The following is a 15,237-nucleotide window of genomic DNA, read 5'->3' on the forward strand; positions in this document are numbered from 1 at the left end:
TTCTATTCGCGATAAATGCCAATGGTCGGCGTATCGCCGGCATAGCACCAGGCGCGGTACATGCCTTCACTGTTAAACGGTAAAACGACGTTGCCTTCGCGATCGACGGCAATCAGCCCGCCGCTACCGCCGAGAGCCGGCAGTTTCTCCATTACCACTCGTTCACAGGCGGTGTAAAGACTCAGCTGACCATACTCCATCAGGGCGGCAATGTCGTAGGCCGCCAGGGTACGCATAAAGACTTCGCCGGTGCCGGTGCAGGAGACCGCCACGCTGGCATTGTTGGCATAGCACCCCGCGCCCGGCAGCGGGCTGTCGCCGACGCGCCCGGGCAGCTTGTTGGTCATACCGCCGGTGGAGGTCGCCGCCGCCAGGTTACCCGCCAGGTCGAGCGCCACCGCGCCGACGGTGCCCATCTTTTGACGTTCGTCAAGCGGAGCGGCGTGGTGGTCGAGGATAATCTCCCCGCCCGCTTTCGCCTCCTGCAGCTGCAGCAGTCGCTCGGGGGTGGAAAAGAGATCGTTATCGACGCGCGCCATCCCGCGGGAGAAGGCAAAATTTTCCGCGCCCTCGCCAATCAGCAGCACGTGCGGGCTCTCCTCGAGTACCAGACGCGCCGCCAGCACCGGATTACGCAAATGTTTGACCCCGGCCACCGCCCCCGCCTGCAGGCTATAGCCGTCCATCACGCAGGCGTCCAGCTCGTGGGTTTGATCGCGGGTAAATACCGCGCCCATCCCGGCGTTAAACAGCGGACACTCTTCCAGCAGCCGAACGGCCTCGGTCACGGTATCCAGCGCACTGGCGCCCGCGGCCAACATTTTCTGTCCGCTTTCGACGATAGCCGACAGCGCCGCCACGTACTCCCGCTCCCGCTCCGGCGTCATCTGCGCGCGGGAAATCGCCCCTGCGCCGCCATGAATTGCTATTACCGCCTTGCCCATTTCGCCAGTCCTTAACGATAAAGTAGAGAACCCCGCCCTGTCGTACCGCGTCGCGGCGCCGGTCTCATCAGGAATAAGGGTATTGATATCATTATATTGCTGAATGTCTTATACAATTTTTGAATATAGAAAGTGCGGCCAGCAATGTAAAGCCTCCTGGCCAGGTGGCATACAGCCCGCGCCGCTTTTCTGCCATAATAGGCGTTTTCGCTGTTTTGCCCGCAGGAGTGACCCATGGATTTTACCGCCGGACTGATGCCGCTCGACACAGCCCTCACCCAGATGCTCGATCGTATTACGCCGCTGAGCGCGACGGAAACTGTACCGCTGTTGCAGGCCTTCTCGCGCGTCACCGCCCATGACATTGTCTCCCCGCTGGATGTTCCCGGCTTTGATAACGCGGCGATGGATGGCTATGCCGTCCGGCTGAGCGACCTCCGCGATGGCGCCGCGCTGCCGATCGCGGGTAAGGCCTTTGCCGGCCAGCCTTTCAACGACGCCTGGCCTGGCGGCACCTGTATCCGCATTATGACCGGCGCGCCGGTGCCGGCTGGCTGCGATGCAGTGGTGATGCAGGAAGAGACCGAACAGAGTGACAGCGGCGTGCGCTTTACCGCGCCGGTAAAAGCCGGGCAGCATATTCGCCGTCGCGGAGAAGATATCGCCCACGGTGCAGTGGTCTTCCCGGCGGGTACGCCCCTGACGGTAGCGGAGCTGCCGGTGCTGGCTTCGCTGGGCATTGCCGAGGTCGAGGTGGTGCGCAAGGTTCGCGTCGCGGTCTTCTCGACCGGCGATGAACTGCAGCTGCCGGGCCAGCCGCTCGGCGACGGCCAGATTTATGATACCAACCGCCTGGCGGTGCACCTGATGCTGCAGCAGCTGGGCTGCGAGGTCATTAACCTCGGCATTATTCCTGACGACCCGGCGAAGCTGCGTGACGCGTTTATCGCCGCCGACCAGCAGGCCGACGTGGTCATCAGCTCCGGCGGCGTCTCGGTGGGCGAAGCCGACTACACCAAAACCATTCTTGAAGAGCTGGGCGAAATCGGCTTCTGGAAGCTGGCGATCAAGCCGGGCAAACCCTTCGCCTTCGGCAAGCTCAGCAGCAGCTGGTTCTGCGGCCTGCCGGGCAATCCGGTTTCCGCCACCGTCACCTTCTGTCAGCTGGTGCAACCCCTGCTGGCGAAGCTATCCGGTAACCACGGTTCGCTTCAGGCGACCCGTCTGCGGGTTCGCGCCGCCACGCGGCTGAAAAAGTCCCCGGGCCGCCTCGATTTTCAGCGCGGAATTCTGCAGCGCAACCCGGACGGCGAACTGGTGGTAACCACCACCGGTCATCAGGGCTCGCACATATTTAGTTCCTTCAGCCTCGGCAACTGCTTTATCGTGCTGGAGCGTGAGCGCGGCCACGTGGAAGCAGGCGAATGGGTCGAGGTCGAACCGTTCAGTCACCTGTTTGGGGGGCTGTAATGGCCGTGGAGCTGAGCGATAAAGAGATGCTGCGCTATAACCGGCAGATCGTCTTGCGCGGTTTTGATTTTGACGGTCAGGAGCGGTTAAAAGCCGCTCGCGTGCTGGTGGTCGGCCTCGGCGGGCTCGGTTGCGCCGCCGCCCAGTATCTGGCGGCCGCGGGGGTGGGCCAGCTTACCCTGCTCGATTTCGATACCGTCTCGCTGTCCAACCTCCAGCGCCAGACGCTGCACAGCGACGCCACCCTCGGCCAGCCGAAGGTGGATTCCGCTCGCGAGGCGCTGGCGCGTATTAACCCGCACGTTCATCTGGTGCCGCTCAATGCCTTGCTGGATGAGACCGCGCTGGCGGCGCAGATTGCCGATCACGATCTGGTGCTCGACTGTACCGACAACGTCGCCATTCGTAACCAGCTCAATGCCGGCTGCTTTCGCCATCACACCCCGCTGGTCTCCGGGGCGGCGATCCGCATGGAGGGGCAAATTAGCGTCTTCACGTATCAGGAGGGCGAACCCTGCTACCGCTGCCTGAGCCGCCTGTTTGGCGAAAACGCCCTCACCTGCGTCGAAGCCGGGGTGATGGCCCCGCTGGTGGGCACTATCGGTTCGCTGCAGGCCATGGAAGCCATTAAACTGCTGAGCGGCTACGGCACGCCTGCCAGCGGGAAAATCGTCATGTACGATGCCATGACCTGCCAGTTCCGCGAAATGAAGCTGCCGCGCCACCCGCAGTGCGAGGTCTGCGGCTCGCATTAACACCCCACCACCGGCAACGAAAGTCGCCGGTGGTTTTGCGACCTCTCTCGTTATTTTCTCCCCGCTGGCTTATCCCCCTCTCGCTTGTTGATTTACGTCAATATAACTTTCATTCGAAAGTGTTTTTATATTCATACGCAAACAAGAGGGTAAATCATGATCTTCAACATCCAGCGCTATTCCACCCATGACGGCCCAGGGATCCGCACCGTCGTCTTCCTGAAAGGCTGCTCGCTGGGCTGCCGCTGGTGCCAGAATCCGGAAAGCCGTGCCCGCAGCGAAGACCTGCTGTATGACCCGCGCCTGTGCCTTGCCGGTTGCGATCTGTGCCAGCGGGCGGCGCCGGATGTCATCACCCGTACCCTGGATGGTCTGATCATTCATCGGCAAAAGGTTAACGATAAGCATATTACCGCGCTGCGCGACTGCTGCCCCACGACCGCGCTGACGGTCTGCGGCGAGGAGAAAAGCGTCGAAGAGATCATGGCGACGGTGCTACGCGATAAACCGTTTTACGATCGCAGCGGCGGCGGTATTACGCTTTCCGGCGGCGAACCCTTCATGCACCCGGAGCTGGCGCAGGCGCTGTTCGAGGCCAGTCATCACGCGGGCATTCATACCGCCGTGGAAACCTGCCTGCACGTGCCGTGGAAATACATTGCTCCCTCCCTGCCCTCTGTTGACCTGTTTCTGGCCGACCTCAAGCATGTCGACGAAGCTGTGTTCCAGCAATGGACCGACGGCAGCGCCCGACGGGTGTTAGATAACCTGCAGCGCCTGGCGCAGGCAGGGAAAAAAATGATTATTCGCGTGCCGTTAATCCAGGGGTTCAACGCCAGCGAAGCCGACATTACCGCCATTATCAATTTTGCTGCCGACCGTTTGCAGGTCAGCGAAATCCATTTCCTGCCGTACCACACGCTGGGAATGAATAAATACCAACTACTCAGTCAGCCCTATACTGCACCGGATAAACCGCTGGATGCTCCTGAGCTGCTCGCCTTTGCGCAGGATTACGCGCGAAGCAAGGGGCTAACGGCGATATTACGAGGATAACCCTATGACTACTCTGAAACTCAACACGCTCAGCGCCCGCATCCAGGCCCATAAAATGGCGCTGGTGCATATCGTCAAGCCGCCAGTTTGTACCGAGCGCGCCCGCCACTACACTGAGATGTATCAGCAGCATCTTGATAAACCGATCCCGGTGCGCCGTGCGCTGGCGCTGGCTCACCATCTGGCTGAGCGCACCATCTGGATCAAGCACGATGAGCTGATCGTCGGCAACCAGGCCAGCGAAGTGCGCGCCGCGCCGATTTTCCCGGAATACACTGTCAGCTGGATTGAAAAAGAGATCGACGATCTCGCCGATCGCCCGGGTGCCGGCTTCTCGGTCAGCGAAGAAAACAAACGCGTACTGCATGAAGTGTGCCCATGGTGGCGCGGCCAGACCGTGCAGGACCGCTGCTACGGTATGTTTACCGATGAGCAAAAGGCGCTGCTCGCCACCGGTATCATCAAAGCGGAAGGCAATATGACCTCCGGTGATGCTCACCTGGCGGTCAACTACCCACTGCTGCTGGAAAAAGGGCTCGACGGGATGCGCGCCAAAGTCGCCGAACGCCGCTCGCGCATTAACCTGACGGTACTGGAAGACCTGCACGGCGAACAATTCCTGAAAGCGATCGATATCGTGCTGGAAGCCGTGAGCGATCACAGCAAACGCTTCGCCGCGCTGGCGCGCGAAATGGCGGCGAAAGAGGCGCGCGAACCGCGTCGCGACGAGCTGCTGACAATCGCCGAAAACTGCGAAGTCATCGCCCATGAACCGCCGAAAACCTTCTGGCAGGCGCTGCAGCTGTGCTATTTCATTCAGCTGATCCTGCAGATTGAATCCAATGGTCACTCGGTCTCCTTTGGCCGTATGGACCAGTACCTGTACTCGTACTATCGTCGCGATGTTGAGATCCAGCAGTCGCTGGATCGTGAACAGGCCATTGAGCTGCTGCATAGCTGCTGGCTGAAGCTGCTGGAGGTCAACAAGATCCGCTCCGGCTCACACTCCAAGGCTTCTGCCGGCAGCCCGCTGTACCAGAACGTCACCATTGGTGGCCAGAATCTGGTAGACGGGAAGCCGCAGGACGCGGTCAATCCGCTATCGTATGCCATCCTTGAATCCTGCGGTCGTCTGCGTTCTACCCAGCCGAACCTCAGCGTGCGCTACCACGCCGGGATGAGCAACGACTTCCTTGACGCCTGCGTTCAGGTGATCCGCTGCGGCTTCGGTATGCCGGCCTTCAACAATGACGAGATCGTAATCCCGGAATTCATTAAGCTGGGCATCGAGCCGCAGGACGCCTACGATTACGCCGCTATCGGCTGTATCGAAACCGCGGTCGGCGGTAAGTGGGGCTACCGTTGCACCGGCATGAGCTTCATTAACTTCGCGCGGGTGATGCTGGCGACGCTGGAAGGCGGCCGCGATGCCACCAGCGGCGAAGTGTTCCTGCCGCAGGAGCACGCCCTGTCGAAAGGCAACTTCGCTAACTTCGACCAGGTGTTGGCCGACTGGGATACCCAGATCCGCTACTACACCCGGAAGTCGATTGAGATTGAGTATGTGGTTGATACCATGCTGGAGGAGAACGTCCACGATATTCTCTGCTCGGCGCTGGTGGACGACTGCATCGAACGGGCGAAGAGCATTAAGCAAGGCGGCGCGAAGTATGACTGGGTTTCCGGCCTGCAGGTGGGCATCGCCAACCTCGGCAACAGCCTGGCGGCAGTGAAAAAACTGGTCTTCGATCAGGGCGCCATTGGCCAACAGGAACTGGCGAAGGCGCTGGCGGAAGACTTCGAAGGGCTGACTCACGAGCAGCTGCGCCAACGGTTGATCAACGGTGCACCGAAGTACGGTAACGATGATGACAGCGTGGACGAACTGCTGGCGCGGGCCTATCAGACCTATATCGATGAGTTGAAGCAGTATCACAACCCGCGCTATGGCCGCGGCCCGATTGGCGGCAACTATTACGCCGGGACATCGTCTATCTCCGCCAACGTCCCGTTCGGCGCGCAGACCATGGCCACGCCGGATGGCCGTAAAGCGCACGCCCCGCTGGCGGAAGGGGCCAGCCCGGCCTCCGGTACCGACCATCTGGGGCCAACGGCGGTCATCAGTTCAGTGGGTAAACTGCCCACCGGGGCGATCCTCGGCGGCGTGCTGCTTAACCAGAAGCTGAATCCATCAACGCTGGAGAACGAGTCCGACAAGCAGAAGCTGATGGTGCTGCTGCGTACCTTCTTCGAGGTGCATAAAGGCTGGCATATCCAGTACAACATCGTGTCGCGCGAGACGCTGCTGGAGGCGAAGAAACATCCTGACCAGTACCGCGATTTAGTGGTCCGCGTCGCTGGATACTCGGCGTTCTTCACCGCCCTGTCGCCGGATACTCAGGACGATATCATCGCCCGTACCGAGCATACGCTGTAACCCTTCGTGCCCGCTGGCGCTACGCTTAGCGGGCCAACCCAGTTCAGCAGGCCGGGTAAGGCCACTCCACCACCCGGCATTTTTTCTCTGCGTGCACTTTCATTCGAAATAAATTTGTGCTCCCCATCACATTGTAATTAGAATGTTACTGGTCGAAGTTAAGCCAGGAGCACTCTCTTATGACCGTTAAAGTTATCGTCACCGATATGGACGGAACTTTTCTCAATGACGCCAAGCAGTACGACCGCCCGCGTTTCCTCGCCCAGTTTGCGCAGCTCAAGCAGCAAGGTATTGAATTTGTTGTCGCCAGCGGTAACCAGTACTATCAGCTGATCTCCTTTTTCCCGGAAATTCGCGAGCAGATTTCATTCGTCGCAGAAAACGGCGCTCTGGTTTATGAACATGGCAAGCAGTTGTTCCACGGCGAACTGACCCGTCACGAATCACAGGTGGTGATTGGCGAACTGCTGAAAGATCCGCAGCTGAACTTTGTCGCCTGCGGCCTGCAGAGTGCCTACGTCAGCGATAAAGCCCCGGACGCCTTTGTCGCGCTGATGGCGAAGCACTACCATCGCCTGCAGCGAGTGAGCGACTATCACGCCATCAACGACACCCTGTTTAAATTCTCGCTTAATCTGCCGGACAGCGAGATCCCACAGCTGATCGATAAGCTGCACGTGTCGCTCGACGGCATCATGAAGCCGGTCACCAGCGGCTTTGGCTTTGTCGATTTGATTATCCCTGGCCTGCATAAAGCCAACGGCATCAGCCGCCTGCTCAAACGCTGGAACCTTTCGCCGCAGCAGTGCGTCGCCATCGGCGACAGCGGCAATGACGCCGAAATGCTGAAGCTGGTGAAATACGCCTTCGCCATGGGTAACGCCGCCGACAGCATTAAGGCCATTGCGGGTTATACCACCGACGATAATAACCATGACGGCGCGCTGAACGTCATTCAGGCCGTCCTCGATAGTACCACTCCCTTCAACGCGTGACCCTTCGCCGGGGTCTCATGCCCCGGCTTTTCCATTTTGTGCGCCGCAGCAAGATTTTAAACTTGCATTAACTCCATTTTAACTTAAATTAACGTTTGTAAGATTTAATACTTTCGAACGAAAGAAACAGCGAGGTTATTATGGCTGCTCTCCCGACTCACGAAACATTACCTGCCGATCACAAAGCGGCGATTCGCCAGATGAAACAGGCCCTACGCGCGCAAATCGGTGACGTTCAGGCGGTATTTGATAAACTTTCCGCGCACATCACAGAGCGTCTGGACGAAATTGAGGCCCTGAAAGCCGCCGGCCAGGAGGTTTGGCCGACGATCCCGTTCAGCGATATCGCCGAAGGAAGAGTGAGCGATGCCCAGCGCGCGGCGATTAAGCGCCGCGGCTGCGCGGTGATCAAGGGGCACTTCCCGCGCGAACAGGCGCTGGCCTGGGACAACGCCATGCTGGAATACCTGGATCGCAATCATTTCGACGACGTGTACAAAGGCCCCGGCGACAGCTTCTTCGGTTCGCTGGAGGCTTCGCGCCCGGAGATCTATCCGATCTACTGGTCCCCCTCGCAAATGCAGGCGCGCCAGAGTAATGAAATGGCGGCAGTGCAATCCTTCCTTAACCGCTTGTGGCGCTTTGAGCAGGACGGCACACGCTGGTTCGACCCGGATGTCAGCGTGATTTACCCCGACCGTATTCGCCGCCGTCCGCCGGGAACCACTTCGAAGGGGCTGGGCGCGCATACCGATTCCGGGGCGCTGGAGCGCTGGCTGCTCCCCGCCTACCAGCAGGTCTTCGCCAACGTCTTTAATGGCCATATCGACGCCTACGATCCGTGGGACGCCGCGCACCGTACCGAAGTGGAAGAGTATACCGTCGACAACACCACCAAATGCTCGGTGTTCCGCACCTTCCAGGGCTGGACGGCGCTGTCGGACATGATCCCGGGACAGGGGCTGCTGCACGTGGTGCCGATCCCCGAGGCGATGGCTTATGTGCTGCTGCGCCCGCTGCTTGACGATGTGCCAGAAGATGAGCTGTGCGGCGTCGCGCCGGGCAGAGTGCTGCCGATCTCTGAGCAGTGGCACCCGCTCTTAATTAAAGCGTTAAGCTCAATTCCGGCGCTGAATGCCGGCGATTCGGTCTGGTGGCACTGCGATGTGATTCACTCGGTGGCGCCGGTGGAAAATCAACAGGGCTGGGGCAACGTGATGTACATCCCCGCCGCGCCGATGTGCGAGAAGAATCTCGCCTACGCGCAGAAAGTGAAAGCCGCTCTGGAAAAAGGCGCCTCGCCGGGAGATTTCCCGCGCGAGGACTATGAAGCCAGCTGGCAGGGCCGCTTCACCCTGGAGGATCTGAATATTCACGGCAAACGGGCGCTGGGTATGCCGGTCTAATCGTCATACGGCCCCGGCGTTTCATGTCGTTAGTCACCCGGGTAAGGCGGAAACCGCCACCCGGGTAACGGACAGGGATTACTCAATACCTTTGCTGCGCAGGTAATCTTCGTAGTTGCCGCTGAAGTCGATCACGCGTTCCGGGGTGATCTCCAGGACGCGGGTGGCCAGAGAACTCACGAACTCACGGTCATGGGAGACGAAGATCAGGGTGCCCTGATACATCTCCAGCGCCATGTTCAGCGATTCAATGGATTCCATATCCAGGTGGTTGGTCGGTTCGTCCATCACCAGGATGTTTGGCTTCTGCATCATCAGCTTACCGAACAGCATGCGCCCTTTCTCGCCACCGGAGAGGACCTTAGCCGGCTTTTTAATATCGTCCTGGCTAAACAACAGACGGCCGAGGATGCTGCGCACCGCCTGCTCGTCGTCGCTTTCCTGCTTCCACTGACTCATCCACTCGAAGACCGTCAGGTCGTTTTCGAACTCGTACTCATGGTCCTGCGCGTAGTAGCCGATTTGCGCGTTTTCAGACCATTTCACGCTGCCGTTGTCCGGCTGCAGTTCGCCCACCAGGGTTTTCAGCATGGTGGATTTACCCACGCCGTTAGCCCCCAGAATGGCAATCTTCTCGCCCACTTCCAGCAGCAGATTGACGTTTTTGAACAGCGGACCTTCATCAAAGCCTTTGGTAAGGGCTTCCACTTCCAGCGCATTACGGAACAGTTTCTTGTCCTGCTCGAAACGGATAAACGGGTTCTGACGGCTGGAGGCTTTGACCTCTTCCAGCTTGATTTTGTCAATCTGACGCGCGCGCGAGGTCGCCTGACGTGATTTAGAAGCGTTGGCGCTGAAGCGGCTAACAAAGGACTGCAGGTCCGCAATCTGCGCTTTTTTCTTGGCGTTATCCGCCAGCAGACGCTCCCGCGCCTGGGTGGCCGCGGTCATGTATTCGTCGTAGTTGCCCGGATAGACGCGCAGTTCGCCGTAGTCAAGGTCCGCCATATGGGTGCAGACCATGTTCAGGAAGTGACGGTCGTGCGAAATGATGATCATGGTGCTGTCGCGATCGTTCAGCGTCTGCTCCAGCCAGCGAATGGTGTCGATGTCCAGGTTGTTGGTTGGTTCATCAAGCAGCAGGATGTCCGGATTGGAGAACAGCGCCTGCGCCAGCAGAACACGCAGTTTCCAGCCCGGCGCGACTTCGCTCATCGGGCCGTAATGCTGTTCAACCGGAATGCCGACGCCGAGCAGCAGTTCGCCCGCGCGCGCTTCTGCGGAGTAGCCGTCCATTTCGCCATATTTGACTTCCAGATCGGCCACTTTATAGCCATCTTCTTCGCTCATCGCCGCCAGGGCGTAGATGCGATCGCGCTCCTGCTTCACTTCCCACAGCTCGCCGTGGCCCATGATGACCGTATCCAGCACGGTGAACGCTTCAAAGGCGAACTGATCCTGACGCAGCTTACCGATACGCTCGTTCGGATCGAGAGAAACGTTGCCCAGCGTCGGTTCGAGATCGCCGCCGAGGATCTTCATAAAGGTCGATTTACCGCTGCCGTTGGCGCCGATCAGACCATAACGGTTGCCGCCGCCAAATTTAACGGAGATATTTTCGAACAGCGGCTTACTGCCAAACTGCATGGTAACGTTGCTGGATACTAGCACGGGGATATCCTGAAAAAAGAGTATGAGGGGTGTGATACAGCAGACATTATGCCAGCAAATGACACACTTTTCACGGCCTGCGGTAAATTCCGCCGCGGCGCTTGTGCTAAGGTCTTTGTCAGATGAGGCGGAAACCCGCGCTCAAACGGTTATTCTGTACGTCATTATGAGGAGCCCCATGACCACCAGCCTACCGCGACATCCGGCCTTTTTATCCCTGCAGGGCGGTATTAATTTTCGCGACCTGGGCGGCCAGCGTGCCGCCGACGGACGCCGTGTACGCAGCGGCAAGCTGCTGCGCTCCGGCGCGCTAAACCGGTTGACCGCAGAGGATCTCAACCACCTGGATACCCTGCCGCTCAGCCGGGTGCTCGACTATCGCGACCCCGGCGAAGTGCAGCGCACCCCGGACAAACTGAGCCCGCTTACCCACTATCTCAACGCGCCGGCCAATCCGCCCGTCAGCGAGGTCAACGCGAAGGTTACCGAGCTGAATGCCGCCACCCTTAACGCGCTGAACGGTGAACAGTTCATGCTGCAACTCTATCGCCAGCTGCCGTTTAACAACCCGGCCTATCGCCAGCTCGCCGCGTGGCTTACCACCCCTTTTGACGGCGCCTTACTGCAACATTGCGCGGTCGGCAAAGATCGCACCGGCGTCGGCTGCGCGTTAACCCTGTTCGCCGTCGGCTGCGACAGCGAAACGGTGATGGAGGAGTACCTGCTTACCCACGGCATGTTAACGCCGGTGGAGGAGTGGATGCTGGAAAGGCTGGGCAACGACCTGACCGCCCAGGGGCGCCAGAGTCTGGCGGATATCCTGACGGTGAAAGAGTCCTATCTCGCCGCCGCGCTGTCGGCCATCCACCAGCGCTATGGCACCGTCGACGCCTGGCTGGCGAAAGAGTATCAGCTCACCGCTCCGGTTCGCGCCGATCTGCAGACCCGGCTGCTGGAAGAATAGCGTTTTTTTCTACCCCGAGGGGGCGCTGGTGTCGCCCGCCGGGACGCGTCAGCAGGGACGACAGGGAAAAAAATGTGATTTCGTACACATCTGATTTACCTGTTCAGCGGAATGCACATATAATGCGCTCCCATCTACTGTCTGAATCATTTAACAAAGGCCTGTGTGGCGTTGATTTCGCACACGACATTAAAGACTATGAAATTATCTACACTCTTAGCGGCAGCCTTCGCCATCGTAGGCTTTTGCAATACAGCGTCTGCTGTCACCTATCCTTTGCCAACCGATGGCAGCCGTTTGGTTGGTCAGAACCAGGTCATCACCATTCCGGATGATAACAAGCAGCCGCTGGAATACTTCGCGGCGAAATATCAGATGGGGCTTTCCAACATGCTGGAAGCCAACCCGGGGGTGGACACCTATCTGCCGAAAGGCGGTAGCGTACTGAACATTCCTCAGCAGCTGATCCTGCCGGATACCGTGCATGAAGGGATTGTCATCAACAGCGCGGAAATGCGTCTGTACTACTACCCGAAAGGCACCAACACCGTCATCGTTCTGCCGATCGGGATCGGTCAGTTAGGCAAAGATACGCCGATCAACTGGACCACCAAAGTCGAACGTAAGAAAGCCGGCCCGACCTGGACGCCGACCGCCAAAATGCATGCTGAATACGCCGCTGCCGGCAACCCGCTGCCAGCCGTCGTACCGGCCGGCCCGGATAACCCGATGGGCCTGTACGCGCTGTATATCGGCCGTCTGTACGCCATCCACGGCACCAACGCTAACTTCGGTATCGGCCTGCGCGTAAGCCACGGCTGCGTGCGTCTGCGCAACGATGACATCAAATTCCTGTTTGAGAACGTGCCGGTCGGCACCCGCGTGCAGTTTATCGATGAACCGGTAAAAGCCACCACCGAGCCGGATGGCAGCCGTTATATTGAAGTTCACAACCCGCTGTCGACCACCGAAGCGCAGTTCCAGGGCGGCGAGATTGTGCCGATCACCCTGACTCAGCCGGTACAGGCGATCACCAGCCAGTCTGATGTCGATCAGAACGTGGTTGAGCAGGCTATTCAGAACCGCTCCGGTATGCCGGTGCGTCTGAACTAAGTTCTGCATGACGAGAAAAACGGCGGGCCTGATGCCCGCCGTTTTTTTATCTGTATTTTCCCGGGCGACTAAACCGTGCCACATCGCAGCCCCGCTACGCGCAGCGCCAGCTAGGGACCTCACATTAACCGTTATTAACGAGAATAATCCCACCGTGATCGTAGCGGTAGTGACAGTGGGCATACTCCAGCGGCGTGCCGTCTTCGAGATAGATAACCTGCTCCACCTCCAGCACCGGATCGGTCGGCTCGCAGTGAAGATGCTGCCTGTCCAGCTCGTCCGGTTTCATCGCCCGTACCACACGGTAAGAGCCCATCAGCTTCAGCCCCAGCGTCTCCTGCAGGTAGCGAAACACCGACCCTTCCAGATGGTTTTTAGTTAACCCTGGCACCAGCCCCACCGGCATAACCGTCAGGTCCAGCGATACTGGCTCGCCGTTGAGCAGCCGCAGGCGGACAAAGTCATACACCGGGGCATCGGCGTCGATCAGCAGCGAGCTTTGCTCCTTGTCGCTGGGAAAGCGCACCGCAAAGCGCACCACTTCGCTTTGTACCTCGCCAAGATGCTCCCAGGTTTTGGTGGCGCCGAAATAGTCGCTGCCGGGCAGCTCCCACTGCGACAGCTGAAGGAAATTTTTCCGCACAAAGGTGCCCTGCCCTTTACGGGTATAGATCAGCCCTTCGACGATTAACTGGCGCATCGCCTGCTGGATGGTCATCCGGCTGGTGCTGAACTCTGCCGCCAGCGCAAACTGGTCGGGTAGCGGCGCGCTGGCAGGATACTGCTGGCTGATGATACGTTTTTTTATTTCCCGCGCGATTTGCAGATACTTCGCCGTCATTCCCCGGTCCTTATCCATTCAGTGAGTGGCTGGCGGGCAGAATACACAATCTGACCGCCAGGACACCGTTACATCGTTTCGCCGTTGCTGTGGATCACCTGCTTCAGCCACGCATAGCTCTTCTTCGGCACCCGCCGCAGGTCCTTGAGGTCATGGTTCTCACGATTGACGTACACCACGCCGTAGCGCTTACGCATATCGCCCTGTGAGCTCAGGATATCGATTAATCCCCAGCCGAGATAGCCAATCACCTGCGCCCCATCCTCAAAGATGGCCGCTTTCATGGCGTTGATATGGTCGCGATGGTAGGCGATGCGGTAATCATCGGCAACCGGATGTTCACCATCCCAGGATTCGATCACCCCGATGCCGTTTTCAATCGGGAACACCGGCAGGCGCCAGTCGTTATAGTAGCGAGTAATGATCGTCCGGAAACCCAGCGGATCAATCTGCCAGTTCCATTCCGTCGCTTTCAGGAACGGGTTATCCTGGTTACCAAATAACATATAATTATTGACCGCAGTTCCCGGCGGGATGACATCGCTATTCAGTGTGCGGCTGGCGTAATAGCTGAACGCCAGATAATCGACCTTCACCGTCGCCATCAGCGCAAGATCCTCCGGACGATAGATATCGTCAAAGCCCTCGCGGGCGACAAAGTGCATCACCTCCGGGCTGTAACCCTCGCCGGCATAGGCCCGCAGCAGGTTCTGGTTTAAAAACTCATCCAGTTGCTGGGCGCAGAAAATATCCCGCGGCTTACAGGTGGCCGGATAGACCAGCGCGTGAGCCAGCATCCCACCCATCAGACACTGCGGCTTCGCCTGATGCAGATAATGGGTGAGATGGACATGCGCCATCATGACATGGTGCTGGATCAGATACAGCTCGCGCAGGGTTTTCTCTCCCTGCAGGTAGCCGGAAATCAGAAACGCTTCCGGCGAATGGTACAGATTCTGTTCATTGAAGGTTAGCCAGTACTTCACCTTATCGCCGTAACAGTCGATCATCTTCTGACCATAGCGGATAAAGGCATCCATTACCCGACGGTCGGTAAAACCGTTGTAGCGCTCCGCCAGGGAGAGCGGCATATCAAAATGGTACAGACAGATCATCGGCTCGATGCCGCGGGCAATAAGCTCATCGATAAACTGATGATAAAAGGCGATCCCTTCTTCATTAAACTCCCCATCCCCCTCCGGGCACACCCGGCTCCAGGCGATCTGGAAGCGGTAGCAGTTCATGCCCAGATCCTGCATCAAATCGAAATCTTCGCGGAAGCGATGATACGAGTCAGTCGCCACCTTCCAGTCCGAGGCGAACTCCGCCGGTTGACGAATATCGTACACCGACATCCCCTTGCCGCCCTCGTTCCACGCGCCTTCCGTCTGCATGCTGGAGACAGAATTACCCCATAAAAAATCTGCCGGTAGCGTCTTTTTCATACTGCACCTCGGTATATGACTAGTCATTTAAAATTTATGACTAGTCATATACCGAAAAACGAACAGGTAAGCAAAGCCCGGGATCGGTTTCTGTGAGCCGGACAAAAAAAGATCGCCCCGGGGGGCGATCCTGGCGATCG

At 58.5% G+C, this 15,237-nt stretch carries 11 protein-coding genes and 1 pseudogene; 8 read left to right on the forward strand and 4 right to left on the reverse strand.

Going from position 1 to position 15,237, the window contains the following annotated elements; translation table 11 throughout:
* Nucleotides 1–2: 2 nt before the first annotated feature.
* Nucleotides 3–944, reverse strand: coding sequence for a beta-aspartyl-peptidase (iaaA, locus tag B8P98_RS19310; RefSeq protein WP_025714157.1), 942 nt, complete (start codon nucleotides 942–944; stop codon nucleotides 3–5).
* 234 nt (nucleotides 945–1,178) lie between these two features.
* On the opposite strand from iaaA, the gene moeA reads away from it, so the two are divergent.
* The 6 genes from moeA to B8P98_RS19345 all read left to right on the forward strand — a co-directional run bounded on the left by moeA (nucleotide 1,179) and on the right by B8P98_RS19345 (nucleotide 9,063).
* Nucleotides 1,179–2,414, forward strand: coding sequence for a molybdopterin molybdotransferase MoeA (moeA, locus tag B8P98_RS19320; RefSeq protein WP_025714156.1), 1,236 nt, complete (start codon nucleotides 1,179–1,181; stop codon nucleotides 2,412–2,414).
* The gene (gene moeB / locus B8P98_RS19325) at nucleotides 2,414–3,169 is read left to right on the forward strand and encodes a molybdopterin-synthase adenylyltransferase MoeB (RefSeq protein WP_025714155.1); all 756 of its coding nucleotides are present in this window, start codon (nucleotides 2,414–2,416) and stop codon (nucleotides 3,167–3,169) included. Before moeA ends, moeB begins: the two co-directional genes overlap by 1 nt.
* A 156-nt stretch (nucleotides 3,170–3,325) precedes the next feature.
* Complete coding sequence (locus B8P98_RS19330; protein WP_080897584.1) at nucleotides 3,326–4,225, forward strand: glycyl-radical enzyme activating protein; 900 nt, start codon at nucleotides 3,326–3,328, stop codon at nucleotides 4,223–4,225.
* Between the two features lie 4 nt (nucleotides 4,226–4,229).
* A complete protein-coding gene (locus B8P98_RS19335; RefSeq protein ID WP_025714153.1) occupies nucleotides 4,230–6,662 on the forward strand; it encodes a formate C-acetyltransferase/glycerol dehydratase family glycyl radical enzyme in 2,433 nt (810 codons plus the stop codon).
* Nucleotides 6,663–6,841: 179 nt separating this feature from the next.
* Nucleotides 6,842–7,657, forward strand: a complete 816-nt coding sequence (locus B8P98_RS19340; protein ID WP_025714152.1) for a Cof-type HAD-IIB family hydrolase — start codon at nucleotides 6,842–6,844, stop codon at nucleotides 7,655–7,657.
* Nucleotides 7,658–7,797: 140 nt separating this feature from the next.
* Nucleotides 7,798–9,063 (forward strand): DUF1479 domain-containing protein, encoded by a 1,266-nt coding sequence (locus B8P98_RS19345; protein WP_095033355.1) that lies wholly within the window; start codon nucleotides 7,798–7,800, stop codon nucleotides 9,061–9,063.
* A 78-nt stretch (nucleotides 9,064–9,141) separates the two neighbouring features.
* On the opposite strand, the gene B8P98_RS19350 is transcribed toward B8P98_RS19345, so the two are convergent.
* Nucleotides 9,142–10,734 carry an ABC-F family ATPase gene (locus B8P98_RS19350; RefSeq protein WP_095033356.1) on the reverse strand — a complete coding sequence of 531 codons (1,593 nt, stop codon included), beginning with the start codon at nucleotides 10,732–10,734 and terminating at the stop codon, nucleotides 9,142–9,144.
* A 48-nt stretch (nucleotides 10,735–10,782) separates the two neighbouring features.
* On the opposite strand from B8P98_RS19350, the pseudogene B8P98_RS19355 reads away from it, so the two are divergent.
* Together B8P98_RS19355 and ldtB are read left to right on the forward strand one after the other, a co-directional pair.
* Nucleotides 10,783–11,698: pseudogene (locus B8P98_RS19355) on the forward strand (tyrosine-protein phosphatase).
* Between the two features lie 198 nt (nucleotides 11,699–11,896).
* The gene (ldtB, locus tag B8P98_RS19360; protein ID WP_025714147.1) at nucleotides 11,897–12,811 is read left to right on the forward strand and encodes a L,D-transpeptidase; all 915 of its coding nucleotides are present in this window, start codon (nucleotides 11,897–11,899) and stop codon (nucleotides 12,809–12,811) included.
* 124 nt (nucleotides 12,812–12,935) lie between these two features.
* Here ldtB and B8P98_RS19365 read toward each other — a convergent pair whose 3' ends face one another.
* Together B8P98_RS19365 and B8P98_RS19370 are read right to left on the reverse strand one after the other, a co-directional pair.
* Entirely contained in the window at nucleotides 12,936–13,652 is a 717-nt protein-coding gene (locus B8P98_RS19365) for a GntR family transcriptional regulator (RefSeq protein WP_095033357.1), read from the reverse strand.
* Nucleotides 13,653–13,720: 68 nt separating this feature from the next.
* The gene (locus B8P98_RS19370; RefSeq protein ID WP_095033358.1) at nucleotides 13,721–15,097 is read right to left on the reverse strand and encodes a glycoside hydrolase family 1 protein; all 1,377 of its coding nucleotides are present in this window, start codon (nucleotides 15,095–15,097) and stop codon (nucleotides 13,721–13,723) included.
* Nucleotides 15,098–15,237 lie beyond the last annotated feature (140 nt).

Source organism: Klebsiella quasivariicola, assembly GCF_002269255.1.
Lineage (GTDB): Bacteria > Pseudomonadota > Gammaproteobacteria > Enterobacterales > Enterobacteriaceae > Klebsiella > Klebsiella quasivariicola.